This window comes from Glycomyces sp. NRRL B-16210 (genome assembly GCF_000719515.1).
Classification (GTDB): domain Bacteria; phylum Actinomycetota; class Actinomycetes; order Mycobacteriales; family Micromonosporaceae; genus Glycomyces.
The window spans coordinates 190,940-206,517 of the sequence record NZ_JOGR01000007.1; the positions used below are offsets into that span (position 1 = coordinate 190,940).

Annotated in this window: 13 protein-coding genes; 8 read left to right on the forward strand and 5 right to left on the reverse strand. The window is 70.3% G+C overall.

From position 1 onward, the window contains the following. Nucleotides 1-20 precede the first annotated feature (20 nt). The 7 genes from gcvT (at nucleotide 21) to IF12_RS0111460 (ending at nucleotide 8,163) form a co-directional block, all read left to right on the forward strand. Nucleotides 21-1,106, forward strand: coding sequence for a glycine cleavage system aminomethyltransferase GcvT (gene gcvT, locus IF12_RS0111430; protein WP_030158155.1), 1,086 nt, complete (start codon nucleotides 21-23; stop codon nucleotides 1,104-1,106). Between the two features lie 112 nt (nucleotides 1,107-1,218). Next, nucleotides 1,219-2,529: a Gfo/Idh/MocA family protein gene (locus IF12_RS0111435; protein WP_030158157.1), complete on the forward strand. Its 1,311-nt coding sequence runs from the start codon at nucleotides 1,219-1,221 to the stop codon at nucleotides 2,527-2,529. 5 nt (nucleotides 2,530-2,534) lie between these two features. Further along, nucleotides 2,535-4,022 (forward strand): glucuronate isomerase, encoded by a 1,488-nt coding sequence (uxaC, locus tag IF12_RS0111440; RefSeq protein ID WP_051704264.1) that lies wholly within the window; start codon nucleotides 2,535-2,537, stop codon nucleotides 4,020-4,022. A gap of 5 nt (nucleotides 4,023-4,027) precedes the next feature. Then, nucleotides 4,028-5,335 (forward strand): enolase C-terminal domain-like protein, encoded by a 1,308-nt coding sequence (locus IF12_RS0111445; RefSeq protein WP_030158162.1) that lies wholly within the window; start codon nucleotides 4,028-4,030, stop codon nucleotides 5,333-5,335. Next, nucleotides 5,323-6,696, forward strand: coding sequence for a mannitol dehydrogenase family protein (locus IF12_RS0111450; RefSeq protein ID WP_030158164.1), 1,374 nt, complete (start codon nucleotides 5,323-5,325; stop codon nucleotides 6,694-6,696). The genes IF12_RS0111445 and IF12_RS0111450 overlap by 13 nt, the downstream gene beginning before the upstream one ends. Further along, nucleotides 6,697-7,806 (forward strand): Gfo/Idh/MocA family protein, encoded by a 1,110-nt coding sequence (locus tag IF12_RS0111455; RefSeq protein WP_030158166.1) that lies wholly within the window; start codon nucleotides 6,697-6,699, stop codon nucleotides 7,804-7,806. Between the two features lie 6 nt (nucleotides 7,807-7,812). Further along, nucleotides 7,813-8,163, forward strand: a complete 351-nt coding sequence (locus IF12_RS0111460) for a hypothetical protein (protein ID WP_030158168.1) — start codon at nucleotides 7,813-7,815, stop codon at nucleotides 8,161-8,163. A 64-nt stretch (nucleotides 8,164-8,227) separates the two neighbouring features. On the opposite strand, the gene IF12_RS0111465 is transcribed toward IF12_RS0111460, so the two are convergent. Together IF12_RS0111465 and IF12_RS0111470 are read right to left on the reverse strand one after the other, a co-directional pair. Next, complete coding sequence (locus IF12_RS0111465) at nucleotides 8,228-9,652, reverse strand: RICIN domain-containing protein (RefSeq protein WP_030158170.1); 1,425 nt, start codon at nucleotides 9,650-9,652, stop codon at nucleotides 8,228-8,230. A 173-nt stretch (nucleotides 9,653-9,825) separates the two neighbouring features. After that, entirely contained in the window at nucleotides 9,826-10,827 is a 1,002-nt protein-coding gene (locus tag IF12_RS0111470) for a polysaccharide lyase family 1 protein (RefSeq protein ID WP_197034687.1), read from the reverse strand. 299 nt (nucleotides 10,828-11,126) lie between these two features. On the opposite strand from IF12_RS0111470, the gene IF12_RS0111475 reads away from it, so the two are divergent. Then, the gene (locus IF12_RS0111475; protein WP_030158174.1) at nucleotides 11,127-12,095 is read left to right on the forward strand and encodes an acetylxylan esterase; all 969 of its coding nucleotides are present in this window, start codon (nucleotides 11,127-11,129) and stop codon (nucleotides 12,093-12,095) included. 126 nt (nucleotides 12,096-12,221) lie between these two features. Here the strand turns inward: IF12_RS0111475 and hisN are convergent, their stop codons facing one another. The 3 genes from hisN to aroA form a co-directional block, all read right to left on the reverse strand. Beyond that, the gene (gene hisN, locus IF12_RS0111480; protein WP_030158176.1) at nucleotides 12,222-13,022 is read right to left on the reverse strand and encodes a histidinol-phosphatase; all 801 of its coding nucleotides are present in this window, start codon (nucleotides 13,020-13,022) and stop codon (nucleotides 12,222-12,224) included. Between the two features lie 73 nt (nucleotides 13,023-13,095). Continuing rightward, on the reverse strand, nucleotides 13,096-14,109 hold the full coding sequence (gene rsgA, locus IF12_RS0111485; RefSeq protein ID WP_030158178.1) for a ribosome small subunit-dependent GTPase A: 1,014 nt from the start codon (nucleotides 14,107-14,109) through the stop codon (nucleotides 13,096-13,098). After that, nucleotides 14,109-15,458 carry a 3-phosphoshikimate 1-carboxyvinyltransferase gene (gene aroA, locus IF12_RS0111490; RefSeq protein WP_051704265.1) on the reverse strand — a complete coding sequence of 450 codons (1,350 nt, stop codon included), beginning with the start codon at nucleotides 15,456-15,458 and terminating at the stop codon, nucleotides 14,109-14,111. The genes rsgA and aroA overlap by 1 nt, the downstream gene beginning before the upstream one ends. Between the last annotated feature and the right edge of the window lie 120 nt (nucleotides 15,459-15,578).

Consider the following 15,578-nt stretch of genomic DNA (forward strand, 5'->3'; position numbering starts at 1 on the left):
CAGGCGTTAAGCTCTGTCCCATGTCCGACGCATCACCTTTGACCTCGCCGCTGCATTCCCGCCACCTCGCCCTGGGCGCCAGGTTCGCCGAGTTCGCCGGCTGGGACATGCCGCTCCAGTACGCGAGCGGCGTGCTCGCCGAGCACGAGGCGGTGCGCACCGCGGTCGGCGTCTTCGACGTCTCCCACCTCGGCAAGATCTGGGTCACCGGGCCGGGCGCGGCGGCGTTCGTCAACCGGTGCCTGGCGAACGACCTCGACCGGATCGGCCCCGGCGGCGCGCAGTACACGCTGTGCCTCGACGAGACCGGCGGCGTCGTGGACGACCTCATCGCCTACCGGTTCTCCGACGACGAGGTCTTCTTGATCCCCAACGCCGCCAACACCGCCGAGGTGGCCCGCCGCCTCGCCGCGGCCGCCCCCGAAGGGATCGGGGTGCGCGACGTGCACCGGGCCTTCGCGGTGCTCGCCGTCCAGGGGCCCGACTCGCCGCGCGTCCTCGAGCATCTGGGCATGCCGCACGAGCACGGGTACATGACCTTCCGCGAGCACCTCGTCGACCACGCCGACCTCATCGTCTGCCGCTCGGGCTACACCGGCGAGACCGGGTACGAGCTGGTCGTGCCGAACGAGGCCGCCGGGGACCTGTGGGACGCGCTGCTCACCGCCGGGGCCGTCCCCTGCGGGCTCGGCGCGCGCGACACGCTGCGCCTGGAGATGGGCTACCCGCTGCACGGCCAGGACCTGAGCCTCGACATCACGCCGGTGCAGGCGCGCCTGAACTGGGCGATCGGCTGGGACAAGCCCGAGTTCTGGGGCAAGGCCGCCCTGGAGGCGGAGCGGGCCTCGGGCCCGAAGCGGCGCCTGTGGGGCCTGGAGGCCACCGGCAGGGGCGTCCCGCGCGCCCACATGAGCGTCCTCGAAGGCGACGTCCAGGTCGGCGAGACCACCTCCGGCACGCACGCGCCGTCGCTGAAGCGAGGCGTCGCCCTGGCGCTCCTGGACGCCGCGTACAAGCCGGGGGCCGAGCTCGAACTCGACGTGCGGGGCCGGCGCCTGCCGGTGCGGGTCGTCAAGCCGCCGTTCACGAAGGCCACCCCCAAGTAGGTCCGCGGCCGCGCCCCGCACCGGGTTCGGCGCGCGGCGGTCCGGACCGGGTCTTGCCTGCCGCGAGGTTCTCAGATAGCGTTTACCAGAACCTCGCAGACGAAGGAGTCACATGTCAGGCACGTCGCATCGCTATGCCATCGTCGGGACCGGCTCACGCGCCACGATGTACGTCAACGCGATCATCGAGCGAGGTGACAAAGCACAGCTCGTCGCGCTGGCGGACCCGAACCCGAAGCGGATCGCCCACCACGCCGCCGCCGTCGAGGCCGCCGGCCTCCCCGCCCCGGCCGCCTACGCCGCCGCGGACTTCGACCGGCTCCTCGCCGAGACCGCACCCGACACCGTCATCGTCACCTCGGTCGACGCGACCCACCACGAGTACCTGCTCGCCGCGCTCGCCGCCGACAAGGACGTCATCTGCGAGAAGCCGCTGACGACCACCGCCGAGCACGCCGCCGCGATCCTCGAGGCCGAGGCGAAGTCGGCCGGCACGGTCGCCGTCACCTTCAACTACCGCTACAACCCCCTCCACGAGAAGGTCGCCGAGCTCCTGCGCGAAGGCGCGATCGGCGAGATCACCTCGGTCGGCTTCGACTGGCTCCTGGACACCCGCCACGGCGCCGACTACTTCCGCCGCTGGCACCGCGAGTCCGAGCACTCCGGCGGCCTCCTCGTCCACAAGTCCGGCCACCACTTCGACCTCGTCAACTGGTGGCTCGACGCCGCGCCCGTCAGCGCCTTCGCCAAAGGCAGGCTCGCCTTCTACGGCGAGAACGGCAAGCGCCACGGCCACGACCGCGGCTACGAGCGCGTCCACGGCTCCCCGCTCGCCTCCGACGACCCGTTCGCGCTCCACATGGACGAGAACCCGCAGCTCAAGGACCTCTACCTCGACGCCGAGTCCGAGGACGGGTACATCAGGGACCAGTCGGTGTTCGCCCCCGGTGTGACCATCTACGACGACATGATGGCCCTGGTCGACTACGACTCGGGCGTCACGCTCTCCTACCGGCTCACCGCGTACTCGCCCTGGGAGGGCTACCGGGTCCACTTCAACGGCACCAAGGGCCGCCTCGAACTGCTCGTGGTCGAGAACGACCACGTCAACCCCGCCCTCAAGGGCCCCAACGGCGCCTCCGTCCACGGCACCCACGCCGCACCCGAGGAGGGCCGCTACGAGCTGACCCTCCACCCGTTCTGGACCAAGCCCACCAGCATCGACCTCGGCGAGTACAACCGGTCCGGGCACGGCGGCGGCGACGTGCGGATGCTCGGCGTCCTCTTCGACGGCGACACCGACCCCCACGCCCGCTCGGCCACCGCCCAGGACGGCGTCAACGCCCTGGCCGCCGGTCTCGCCGCGAACGCGTCGATCGCCTCGGGGCAATCGATTGCCGTCGCCGACCTCTTCAAGAAGTAGGAACCATGTCCCTGCACCCCGACCGGCTCTTCCCCGCCGACGAACGCACCCGGGCCATCGCCCGCCAGATCCACCAGCGCACCACCGACCTGCCGCTGGTGAGCCCCCACGGACACGTCGACCCGCGCCTGATCGCCGAGAACCGCCCGTTCCCCGACCCGGCCCGCCTCTTCGTCGTCCCCGACCACTACCTCACGCGGATGCTCTACAGCCAGGGCGTCACCCCCGGCGAACTCGGCGTCCCCTCGACCGGCGCCGAGCCCTCCGAAGTCGACGGCCGCACCATCTGGCGCCGCTTCGCCGAGCACTACCACCTCTTCCGCGGCACCCCCTCGAAACTGTGGCTCGACTACACCTTCCAGGAGGTCTTCGGGATCTACAAGGAACTGGGACCGGGCACCGCCGACGAGTTCTACGACCACCTCTCGGCGCGCCTCACCGAACCGGCCTACCGGCCCCGCGCCCTGTTCGACCGCTTCAACATCGAAGTGCTCGCCACCACCGAATCCCCGGTCGACTCGCTCGAACCCCACGCCGCGCTCGCCCAGATCCCCGCCGGCGGCGGACGCCGATGGGGCGGCAGGGGCGGCAAGGTCGTCACCACCTTCAGGCCCGACAACCTGATCGAACCCGACTGGCCCGGCTGGGCCGAACGCGTCGCCGAACTCGGCAAGACCACCGGCGAGGACACCGCCACCTTCGACGGGTTCCTGCGGGCGCTGCGGGCCCGCCGCCAGGACTTCATCGCCGCCGGAGCCACCTGCTCCGACCACGGCAACCGGACCGCGACGACCATCGACGACCCCAAGCGGGCCGCCGAGATCTTCCACAAGGCCCTCAGCGGCCAGGCCGACCCCCGGGAGCAGGCGGCCTTCCCCGCCCACATGCTCGTCGAGTTCGCCCGCATGAGCGTCGACGACGGCCTGGTCATGCAACTGCACCCCGGGTCCGAACGCAACCACAACAAGTGGCTCCACGAAGGCTGGGGCCGCGACGTCGGCGGCGACATCCCGGCCCCGACCGAGTACACCCAGGCCCTCAAACCGCTCCTGGACGCCTTCGGGAACAACCCGCGCTTCCGGATCGTCCTCTACACCCTCGACGAGACCGTCTTCAGCCGCGAACTCGCGCCGCTCGCCGGCGGCTACGCCTCGGTGTTCCTCGGCGCACCCTGGTGGTTCCTCGACTCGCCCGAAGGGATGCGCCGCTTCCGCGAAGCCGTCCACGAGACCGCCGGGTTCTACAACACCGCCGGATTCGTCGACGACACCCGCGCGTTCTGCTCCATCCCCGCCCGCCACGACCTCGCCCGCCGCATCGACGCCTCCTACCTCGCCCGCCTCGTCGCCGAACACCGCATGACCGAGGACGAAGCCGGAGAAGTCGCCGTCGACCTCGCCTACAACCTGCCCCGCAAGATCTACGGATTGGGCCCGCACCCGTCGCCCCGCCCAACCGGCTCGCTGCGCTCGCCTTCCCCCGAATCGGAGTAAACACCATGCCTTCTTCTGTGACCACGAGAATCGAACGCCTCGAAGTCCACGACGTCCGGTTCCCGACCGCGACCGCCGGCGACGGCTCGGACTCGATCAACCGCGCCGACTACTCCGCCTGCTACGTCGAACTCCACACCGACGGCGGCCCCACCGGCACCGGCTTCACCTTCACCGGCGGACGCGGCACCGAGATCGTCGCCCAGGCCGTCAAGGCCTTCGCGCACCTCGTGGTCGGCAAGACGATCGAGCAGATCTTCGCCAACCCCGTCGAGTTCTCCCGCTCGATCGTCCAGGAACCGCAGATCCGCTGGCTCGGCCCCGAGAAAGGCGCCACCCACATGGCCGTCGGCGCCATCGTCAACGCCGTATGGGACCTGCGCGCCAAACTCGAGGGCAAACCCATGTGGCGGCTCCTCGCCGAAATGGACTCCGCCGAACTCGCCGCCCAGATCGACTACCGCCACATCGAGGACGAACTCACTCCCGCCGAGGCCGAAGCGATCCTCGACGCCGGCCGCGACGGCTACGACGAGCGCCTCAAAGTCCTCCAGACCGACGGCTTCCCCTCCTACACCACCTCCGTCGGCTGGCTCGGCTACTCCGACGACAAGGTCCGCGCCCTCACCGAACAGGCCGTCGCCGACGGCTGGAGCGCCGCCAAGATGAAAGTCGGCTCACCCGACGTCGCCGACGACGTCCGCCGCGCCGGCATCATCCGCGACGTCCTCGGCCCCGACCGCCTCCTCATGATGGACGCCAACCAGATCTGGTCGGTCCCCGAGGCGATCGACAACATGAAGCAGCTCGCCGCCTTCGACCCCTACTGGATCGAAGAACCCACCCACCCCGACGACATCCTCGGCCACGCCAGGATCGCCAAGGCCGTCGCCCCCATCCGCGTCGCCACCGGCGAAGTCGCCGCCAACCGCGTCATCTTCAAACAACTCCTCCAAGCCGAGGCCATCCGCGTCTGCCAGATCGACGCCTGCCGGGTCGGCGGCGTCCCCGAAGTCCTCGCCACCCTCCTCATGGCCGCCAAGCACGGCGTCGAAGTCTGCCCGCACTCCGGCGGCGTCGGACTGTGCGAATACGTGCAGCACCTCGGCATGTTCGAATACCTTCGAATCGGGAAGACCCTGGAGGGCCGCATGATCGAGTACGTCGACCACCTGCACGAGCACTACGCCGACCCCGTCACCGTCGTCGACGGCAAATACCAGCTGCCCACCCAGCCGGGCTACTCCGTCACCCTCAAAGACGAGTCCATCGCCGAATACTCCTTCCCGAACGGACCGGCATGGAGCGCCTGAGCAACGCCAACGCCAAGCGGCTCCCCGGGGACGTGCGCGTCCCCGGGGACCGCCCCCAGACCTCCGGCGTCCTCCACCTCGGCGCCGGCGCCTTCCACCGCGCCCACCAGGCCGTCTACACCGACGACACCGACTGGGGCATCACCGTCGCCGCACCCCGCTCACGCGGCGTCATCGACGCCCTCGCCGCCCAGGACGGCCTGTTCACCGTCGCCACCCTCGGCCCCGAAGGCGCCTCCATGCGCGTGGTCGGCGCCATCGTCGACACCCTCCACATCGCCACCGAACGCGAACGCGCCCTCGACCTCATCGCCGCCGACACCACCCACGTCATCACCCTCACCATCACCGAGAAGGCCTACCGCGACCCCAACGGCATCCCCGGCCTCCTCGCCGCCGGCATCGCCCGCCGCGCCGCCCGCAGCGGACCCCCGCTCACCGTCCTGTGCTGCGACAACCTCCCCGACAACGGCAAGACCACCCGCGACGCCGTCGAACCGCTCTTCGACCCCATGACCCGCGAATGGGCCGAGACCAACCTCGCCTTCCCCTCCAGCATGGTCGACCGGATCGTCCCGGCATCCACCCCGGCGACCTACGAACGCGCACTCCTCGAACTCGGCGTCACCGACCTCGCCGCCGTCGAGGCCGAACCGTTCACCCAATGGGTCATCGAAGACGACTTCGCCGGACCCCGACCCGACTGGAAGGCCACCTACACCAACGACGTCGCCGGCTGGGAACGGCTCAAACTGCGCACCCTCAACGGCGTCCACTCCACCCTCGCCTACCTCGGCGCCCTCGCCGACGTCGAGACCGTCAGCGACACCCTCGCCCTCCCCGGCGCCGAGAACTTCGCCCGCTGGCTCATCGGCGAACAGATCGCACCCAGCTTCACCCCGCCCGACGGCCAGGACACCCACGCCTACGGCGAAAGCGTCCTCGAACGCTTCCGCAACCCCGCCATCCGCCACCGCTGCCTCCAGATCGCCATGGACGGCAGCCAGAAACTCCCGCAGCGGCTCTTCGCCACCATCGCCGACCTCGCCCAAGCCGACCCCGCCGGGAACACCGTCGACCTCGACCTCATCGCACTCCCGGTCGCCGCCTGGACCCGCTTCTGCGCCGGACGCAGCGACGCCGGCGCCGAACTGCCCCTCGACGACCCCCTCAAAGACGTCATACGCCAGAGCCTCGCCGCCGCCGGCACCAACCCGGCCGCGAGAATAGACGCGATCCTCGGCATCCGACAGGTCGTCCCCGAACCCGTCGCCGACAACCACCAGCTTCGCCGTGCCGCCGCCAAATGGCTGCGCGAACTCGACCGCCACGGCGCCGCCACCACACTGGAGCACCTCTGAATGGAAACCCCGCGCATCGCCCTCGTCGGCGCCAACGGATACGGACTCCACCACCGCCGCAACCTCGAACCGCGACGCCGCAGCGGCGAGATCGCCTTCGTCGGCCTCTGCGACACCGCCGAGATCTACGAGGACGACACGATCCCGCTCGCCGGCCTCCCCGTCTACGACGATTACCTGACGATGCTCGACGAGACCGACCCCCACGTGGTCGTCATCGCCACCCCGCCGCCCACGCACCTGCCCATCGCCAGCGCCGCCATGCGCAACGGCAGCGACGTCTACCTCGAGAAACCCCCCGTCGCCAACCTCGAGGAGTACGCCGCCCTCTACTCCACCATGGTCGAGACCGGACGCAACGTCCAAGTCGGATTCCAAGCCCTCGGCTCCCACGCCTTCAACGCCCTCAGAGACGCCGTCGAAGCCGGACGCCTCGGCGAGATCACCTCCGTCGGCGTCGCCGGATCCTGGCGCCGCCCCGACGCCTACTACCGCCGCTCCCCATGGGCCGGCAAACGCGAGGTCGACGGCACCCTCGTCGCCGACGGCGCCCTCGCCAACCCCTTCGCGCACGCCTCCCAGCAGGCCATCGCGCTGGCGGGCGACTGGCCGCTGGCGGGCCCGATCGAGCTGGAGCGGCTGCGCTGCCGCGAGAGCATCGAAGTGGACGACACGGCCGTGTGGCGCGCGACGAACAAGAACGGCGTGCGGATCACCGTGGCCGTGACCGTCTGCGGGGACCGCAAGCTCGAAGGCGACATCTACGTGCGCGGCACCGAGGGCGAGGCGTGGCTGGAGTACACCACCGACCGCCTGATCCTGCCCGGCGAGACCGAGGCGAAGCAGTACGGGCGCACCGACCTGCTCGACAACCTCCTGGCGCACCGCCAGCGCGGCATCGGCCTCATCTCGGGGCTGCGCCGCTCGAAGACCTTCACCGGGGTCCTGGAGCGGGTCCTGAACGACCCGGTCCCGCGCCTGGTGGGGGAGGAGCACCTCGAACGCGCCGAGGACGACACCGTGACGATCCTGAAGGGGGCCGACCGCGCCGTGGAGGAGGCCGCCAAGGGTGGCAGACTCTTCAGCGAACTCGATCTCCCTTGGGGGTGAAGGACTTTGGTCCTCTTCGCGCGCATCCTGGCGCTGCCGGTCAGTCTCGTCCTCATCTGGTGGCTGGCCTCAGACGCCGATTACCGCTCCGACAACATCTTCGCGCTGCCCGACCTCGCCTTCTCGCTGCTCCTGGTCGTGGCCGCGTTCCTGCCGCGCCGCGCGGCCGTGCCGCTGCTGACCGTCGGGTTCTACTTCGGATCCGGCGTGATCACGGTGGCGGCCTTCGAGCGGCTCGCCGGGGGCGACACCGGTCCCGGCGTCCTCAACTTCGCGATCGCCGCCCTCTACCTCGCCACGGCGCTCGTCCTGTCGTTCAAGGTCGGGCTCACCTCCCGGCCCGCGCCGCAGCCGTAGGCGCTCCGAGCAGTGCGAAGGCCTCCGGGGCTCGGCCCCGGAGGCCTTCGTCATCTCAGGCGGTTCATCTGGCGCCGGCGCCTCCCGTCACGATCGATTTGACCTGGGAGGGCGTATCGAGCGTGTAGCTGTACGGGATGTTCCCGACCGAGCCGCTGGAGACCGGCGTGGGGGAGCCGACCAGGTGGTTGTTCCTGGACACGACCCGGCCCGGGCCCGAGGCGGCCTGTCCGATGTCGACGGCGCGGTTGACGTTCTCCAGGTAGTTCCCCTCGAACAGGACCCCGGCGTTCTCGGTGGTGGCCACGCAGTAGGAGCCGATGTTGACGTAGAAGTTGTTGTAGACGTGGACGGGGTCGGCGAAGCGGACCCGCGGGGTGCGCTGGTTGGTGCCGTTGAAGTAGTTGTGGTGGTAGGTCACCCGCAGGTGCCCGATGTCCTGGCTCCCGTTGGAGTCGGAGTGGCCCAGCAGCATCGTCTTGTCGGTGCCGTTGAACCGGTTCCACGACACCGTGATGAAGTCCGAGCCGCGCTTGATGTCGAGCGCGCCGTCGTACCCGGTGCCGAAGGTGTTGTGGTCGAACCAGATGTTCGTGGACTCGTCCTGGACGTTGATCGCGTCGTCGGACCAGTTGTTGAAGGTCAGGTTCTGGACGATGATGTTGCGCACGGAGTCGAAGTTGAGCCCGCCGCCGGTGATCGTGGCCCCGGAGTTGCCGATGATCGTGGTGTTGGACCCGACGTTGACCATCCCCGAGAGCGCGATGGTGCCGCTGACGCGGACGGTCTTGGCGCTGTTGCCGGAGACGGCCGAGGTGAAGGCCGAGGCGGAGGACACGGTCGTGGAGGAGCCGCCGGCGCCGCCGGTGGTCCCGCCGTTCTGGGTCGCCCAGCCCTGGAGGCCCTGCGGCGTCGGGGTGCCCCCGCCGCCGGCCGGGGTCGCGCGCCACTGCTGGTTCCAGCCGCCGGTCGCGGTGAACTGCGAGATCCTCGCGCCCGAGGAGGTCGACCACTCCCAGACGTCGAGCGCCTTGCCGGAGAAGCGGTTCACGAACGTGAGGTACCCCTCCGAGCTCTCGGTGATCGTCCACTGCTGGTTGGTGCCGCCCAGGTCGGTGTACTGGGCGATGGTGGCGCCGTCCTCGGCGTTCCACTCCCAGATGTCGAGGACCAGGTTGGAGTGGCGCACTTGGATCTTGTAGTAGCCGCCGCCGGCGTCGAGGAAGCGGAACTGCTGGCTGGTGGCGCTGCTCGCCGAGTTCTGGACGAGCTGGGCGCCGCCGGAGGTCGAGCCGCCCTGGACGTCCAGGTTGAGACCGGAGTGCCGGGAGGCGAGCGTGTACCACGTTCCGGTCTCGAAGGCGTTCGACGCGGCGGGCTTGAGGACGCTGATCGACAGGGCCGCCAGCATTGCGGCGCAGAAGGCCGCGATCATCCAGACCACGCGTCTGGACAGGCGTCCGGGTCGGACTGATGACAGGGTCGACATCGGCGACTTCCTTTCGATGGAGGGGGAGTCCCAACATATTGAAGGGTCTCGATGTTGACGGTAAACCCCCAGGGACAGCGTTTGCAAGACCTCAGTCCAAAATAGAAAGAGACGGGACCGGCGATGTCTCGCCGGTCCCGTCTGACAGGAAGTGTCTATTGAGGTGGGTGAGGTCAGCTGGCCCCGGCCCCGTCGCTCACGATCCCCGGGATCTGGTCCGCGGGGTCGGCCGAGTAGCTGTACGGCAGATCGGTGTTCACCGAGCCGTTCGTCAGGATCGGCCCGGAGCCGTCGAGCACGTTGTCGAACTCGACCAGGCGCCCCGGGTCCGAGGAGCCCTCGCCGATGTGCGTCGGGTCCTCGGTGTTCTCGAAGTAGTTCGCCTCCACGATCACGCCCGCGTCCATCGTGGTCGCGACCCCGTAGGAGCCGACGTTCCGGTAGTAGTTGTTCAGCACGTGGACCTGCTCGCCGAAGCGCACCCGCGGGTTGCGCTGGTTCGTGCCGTTGAAGTAGTTGTGGTGGTACGTCACCCGCAGGTGACCGACGTCCTGGCCCGCGTTGTCGTCGGAGTGCCCCAGGAGCATGTTCTTGTCGTGCCCGTCGAACCGGTTCCAGTCGATCGTCACGTAGTCCGAGCCGCGCTTGACGTCCACGCAGCCGTCGTAGCCGACGCCGAAGGTGTTGTGGTGGATCCAGATGTTCGTCGCCGACTCCTGGACGTTGATCGCGTCGTCGTCCCAGTCGTCGAAGGTCAGGTTGGTGATGATGATGTTCGAGTCGCCCGAGATGTTCAGGCCGCCGCCGGTGATCCTCGCGCCCGAGGCGCCGGTCACCGTCGTGTTCGCGGCGACGTTGTTCATCCCCGAGATGCTGATCGAGCCGGTCAGGCGCACGACGAGGCCGCCTTCGCCGATCGCGGCCAGGAACTCGCTGGCGCTGGAGACGTCGACCTGCTCGGAGCCGCCGGAGACGCCCCCGTTCAGGCTCGCCCAGCCGATGACGGACTGGGCCGCGCCGACGTCGGACGCGGCCTGGCCGGCGTCGGCGGCGTTCTCTGCGCTGGCGTGCTGGGAGGCCCAGACGCCGAGGCCGCTGGCGGCCGCCGCGGCGCCCGCGCCGGAGGCCAGGAGCACGCGCCGCTTGATGCGCGGAACTGCCGGGTTGGTGCTCACGATTGCGTTCCTCTCGATTGTCGGATTGACGGCATTCCCGTAGTTTGTTGGGAATGCATTGAAATGTATCGATATGGTATCCGGCTTCAATCGGGATGGCAACCGATTGCGGTGATGATTTCCGGGGAATCTCGGAGGGGTCATCGCCTCCCTGTCTACCACATAACGCGCGAAAGCCATATATCTACTTTCCGTAGTCGTCCGGTGCCCGAAACGGCTCTCGGAGCGCCCGCCGCCGCTCTTGGAAAACGCCTTCCCCCGTTGTGGACTTCTGCGTCGCGTGGTGCTACAAACGCTCCATGGCTCTTTTCGACCTCCCCCTGGAACAGCTCCGCGAGTACCGGCCCGACGTACCCGAACCGGCCGACTTCGACGAGTTCTGGAAGTCCACGCTCACCGAGGCGGGCGCCCACGACCTCGACGTCCGGATCACCCCGCACGAGACCGACCTGGTCACCGCGGAAGTCCAGGACCTGGTCTTCGCCGGCTTCGGCGGCCACCCGATCAAGGCCTGGCTCGTCAAGCCCAAGGGCGTCGAGGGGCCCCTGCCCTGCGTGGTCGAGTACATCGGCTACTCCGGCGGCCGCTCCTACCCGTGGGCGCACACGACCTTCCCGGCCGCCGGCTGGGCGCACCTGGTCATGGACACCCGCGGCCAGGGCTACGGCAACTGGCAGCCCGGCGACACCGGCGACCCGTACGGCACGACCGGGCCGACCAACAAGGGCTGGATGACCCAGGGCCTCGAGGACCCCGAGCACTACTACTACCGGCGCGTCTTCACCGACGCCTACCGCGCGGTCGACGTCGCCCGGGGCCTTGAGGGGATCGACCCGGACCGGATCGTGGTGGCGGGCGGCAGCCAGGGCGGCGGCATCGCGCAGGCGGTCGGCGGCCTGCGCGGCGACCTCGCGGGCGCGATGGTCGACGTGCCGTTCCTGACCTACTTCCGCCGCGCGGTGACGATCACCGACGCCTTCCCGTACCAGGAGCTCGTCGAGTTCCTCGCGGGCCAGCGCCTGCGCTCGGAGCGGGTCTTCGCGACCCTCGACTACTTCGACGGCGTCAACTTCGCCGCTCGCGGCACGGCCCCGGCGCTGTACTCGGTGGGCCTGATGGACGACATCTGCCCGCCGTCGACGGTCTTCGCGGCGTACAACCGCTGGCAGGGCGAGAAGCGGATCACCGTGTGGCCCTGGAACAAGCACGAGGGCGGCGGCATCCACCAACGAGGCGAGCACCTGAAGTTCCTCGCCGAACTGCGCTAACGGGCAGCCGCCGGGCGGCAATCCGAGCCGCGCCTCACGAGCCTTCTCAGATCTCCACCACGCCGTGCCTCCCGCCAACGAACCGCGGGGTGCGACCCGAGAGGGTCGCACCCCGCGGTTCGCGCATCAGTGCTCGCGGATCTTCAACCGCTCCAGCGCCTGCTCGTGCAGGAGCCCGTTGCTCGCCAGGGCCGAGCCGCCGTCGGGGCCGGGGCGCCCCTTCAGGTCGGTGAAGGTCCCGCCGGCCTCTTCGACGATGAGCGCCAGCGGCGCCAGGTCCCACAGGGCCACTTCGGGTTCGGCGGCGATGTCCACGGCCCCCTCGGCGAGCAGGCAGTAGGAGTAGAAGTCGCCGAAGCCCCGCTCGCGCCAGGCCTCGTGGAGCAGTCCGAGCATCGCGCCTTGTCGGTCCACTTTGGTCCATCCGGTTATCGAGGAGATGCTCACCGAGGCGTCGGCGAGCTTCGCGATCTTGGAGACCTGGATGCGTTTGCCCGCGCGCTGGTCCCGTCCGGCGTAGGCGCCCGCGCCCTTCATGGCCCACCAGCGGCGGTTCAGGGCGGGGGCGCTGACGACGCCGACGACCGGTTCGCCGCGGTCGAACAGGGCGATGAGGGTCGCCCAGATCGGCACGCCGCGAACGTAGTTGCGGGTGGCGTCGATCGGGTCGATGACCCATTTGCGGCCCGAGGCGCCGGGGTTGTCGCCGTACTCCTCGCCGAAGATGCCGTCGCGGGGGCGCGCGCGAGCGAGGGTGGACCGCAGCACCTCCTCGATGGTGGTGTCGGCGTCGGAGACCTCGGTCATGTCCGGTTTGGAGGTGACCCGCAGGTCGGAGGACCGGAACCGGCTGTTGCCGATCTGGGCGGCGCTGTCCGCGAGCAGGTGCGCGAGGCCGAGATCGTCGTTGTAGCTGGAGGTGGGCATGGCCTCATCCTAACGAGGCCGCCCGACGGTGGTCGCCCGCCGAGGCCGCGGGCGGTGACCGGGCCCTCGCGGGTCAGTTCTTGCCGTCGGACTCGTGGAGCGAGGCGAGCACGCGGCGGAACGAGGCGAGCCGCCCGGCCCTGGGGTCGTCCGGTCCGATGGCCGCGTCCAAGGCGCAGTCGCCGATCTCGGGCGTGTGCGTGCAGCCCCTCGGGCAGTCCTGGGCGACCTCCTTGAGTTCGGGGAAGGCCTTGAGGATCGAGTCGGCGGTGACGTGCGCGAGCCCGAAGGAGCGCACGCCGGGGGTGTCGATGACCCAGCCGCCGGCGGGCAGTTCGAACGCGACGGTGCTGGTGGAGGTGTGGCTGCCCTTGCCGATGGCGCGGACCTCGGCGACCGCGCGCCCGGCCCCGGGCACGAGCCGGTTGATCAAAGTGGACTTGCCGACGCCGGAGTGGCCGAAGAACACGTTCTCCTTGCCGGCCAGGAGCGCCACGAGGCCCTCGAGCGGCTCGTCGGGCCGGGTGGTGACGATGGTGAGGTCGAGTTGGGAGTAGTAGGCGCGGACCTCGTCGATCATCGCGGGGGCGAGGTCGTTCTTGGTCAGGCACAGCACGGGTGCGACGGCCGCGTCGTAGGCGGCGACGAGGCACCGGTCCACGAAGCCGTAGCGCAGGGGCGGGTCGACGAGGCTGGCGACGACCACGAGCTGGTCGACGTTGGCGACGACGACGCGTTCGGTGGCGTTCTCGTCGTCGGCCGAGCGGCGCAGCTCGCCGTGGCGCTCCTCGATCCTGACGATCCTGGCGAGGGTTCCGGGGGCCCCCGAGAGGTCGCCGACGAGCGCGGCCCGGTCGCCGACCACGATGGACTGCTTGCCGAGTTCGCGGGCCTTCATGGCGGTGACCGGCTCGCCTTCGACCAGGCAGGTGTAGCGGCCGCGGTCGACGGCGGTGACGATGCCCTCGCGGGCGTGCTCGTGCTTGGGGCGGATCTTGGTCCGGGGGCGCGAGCGCCGCGTCGGGCGCACGCGCACGTCGTCCTCGTCCCAGTCCTCTTCGTCCTCGTCCCAGTCCGGCCCTGGCACTAGGCTTCGGTCTCCGCTTCGCGCCGGTCCTCGCCGCGCTTCGCGCCGTTGCCGCCGTGGAGGACGGCCTGCTCCCAGACCTGGGCGAAGTCCGGCCAGGTCTTGGAGACGCAGGCGACGTCGTCGAGGGCCAGGCCGGGGATCACGAGTCCGGCGACGGCGCCGGCGTGGGCCATGCGGTGGTCGGCGTAGGTCTTCCAGGTGCCGGTGAGGCTGCCGCCCTTGTCGACGCGGAAGCCGTCCTCGAACTCCTCGACGTCGGCGCCGATCCCGCGCAGCTCGGTGACCAGGGCCGCGACGCGGTCGGTCTCGTGGCCGCGGATGTGGGCGACGCCGCGGATGGTGAAGGGGCCGCGGTTGACGCCGAACAGCGCCGCGAGCGACGGGGTCAGCTCGGAGGCGTCGGTGAGGTCGAGTTCGGCCGGGATCGGGCTGGGGGAGCCGATCACGGTGAGGCCGCCGCGGCTGCGTTCTACGCGGGAGCCGAGCTGGGTGAGCAGGCCGCGGATGTGGTCGCCGGCCTGGGTCGTCTCGGTCGGCCAGTCCTCGACGGTGACGCGGCCGCCGACGGCGACGGCGGCGATGAGGAACGGGGCGGCGTTCTGGAGGTCGGGTTCGATGGCCCATTCGCGGCCTTCGAGCTCTCCGGGGGCGACGCGCCAGCGGTTCGGTTCGCTGTCGTCGACCTCGGCTCCGGCCTCGCGGAGCATCTGGACGACCATGTCGAGGTAGGGGCGGCTGGGGACGGCCCGGTCGCCGACGTGGCGCAGGTCCAGGCCCTGCTCGAAGCGGGGCGCGGCCATGAGCAGGGCGCTGACGAGCTGGGAGGTCTTGGAGGCGTCGACGGTGAGTTCGCCGCCTTCGACGCGGCCGGTGCCGCCCACGGTGAACGGCAGCGCGCGGCGGCCGCCGTCGTCGATGTCGACGCCGAGGTCGCGCAGGGCCTTGATGACGCCGTCGTTGGGGCGCTTGCGGGCGTGGGGGTCGCCGTCGAAGGCCACCGGGCCGTCGGCGAGGGCCGCGACCGGCGGCAGGAACCGCATGACGGTGCCGGCGAGGCCGCAGTCGACCTCCGTGCCGCCCTTGAAGGCCGCGGGGGTGACCGTCCACAGGTCGTCGTCGGCGGTGTCGACGGCGACGCCGATCGCGCGCAGCCCTTCGACCATGAGGAGCGTGTCGCGGGCGACGAGGGGGCGGCGGATCGTGGAGGGGCCGGACGCGAGCGCGGCGAGGATGAGGGCGCGGGCGGTCATCGACTTCGAGCCGGGCACGCGCACGACGGCGTCGAGCTCGCCTTCGGCGTACGTGGTCGTCCAGCGGCGCTTCTTGGGTGCTGCGGTTGCGTTCACGCCGCCATTCTAGTGGCCGGCGGGCCGGGGACCGGAGCGTCGCCGCACCCCGGCGCCTGCGGGTGCGGCCGAACCCGCCCGAGACCCGAGGCCCGGAGGGCCGCTCCGGCGCCGCCGCGG

Excerpts from the sequence above, each read along its gene's own strand:
- IF12_RS0111450 (WP_030158164.1), top strand. The coding sequence starts at position 5,323 with ATGGAGCGCCTGAGCAACGCCAACGCCAAGCGGCTCCCCGGGGACGTG.
- IF12_RS0111435 (WP_030158157.1), top strand. The coding sequence starts at position 1,219 with ATGTCAGGCACGTCGCATCGCTATGCCATCGTCGGGACCGGCTCACGC.
- gcvT (WP_030158155.1), top strand. The coding sequence starts at position 21 with ATGTCCGACGCATCACCTTTGACCTCGCCGCTGCATTCCCGCCACCTC.
- uxaC (WP_051704264.1), top strand. The coding sequence starts at position 2,535 with ATGTCCCTGCACCCCGACCGGCTCTTCCCCGCCGACGAACGCACCCGG.
- IF12_RS0111465 (WP_030158170.1), bottom strand. The coding sequence starts at position 9,652 with ATGTCGACCCTGTCATCAGTCCGACCCGGACGCCTGTCCAGACGCGTG.
- IF12_RS0111475 (WP_030158174.1), top strand. The coding sequence starts at position 11,127 with ATGGCTCTTTTCGACCTCCCCCTGGAACAGCTCCGCGAGTACCGGCCC.
- IF12_RS0111445 (WP_030158162.1), top strand. The coding sequence starts at position 4,028 with ATGCCTTCTTCTGTGACCACGAGAATCGAACGCCTCGAAGTCCACGAC.
- IF12_RS0111455 (WP_030158166.1), top strand. The coding sequence starts at position 6,697 with ATGGAAACCCCGCGCATCGCCCTCGTCGGCGCCAACGGATACGGACTC.
- hisN (WP_030158176.1), bottom strand. The coding sequence starts at position 13,022 with ATGCCCACCTCCAGCTACAACGACGATCTCGGCCTCGCGCACCTGCTC.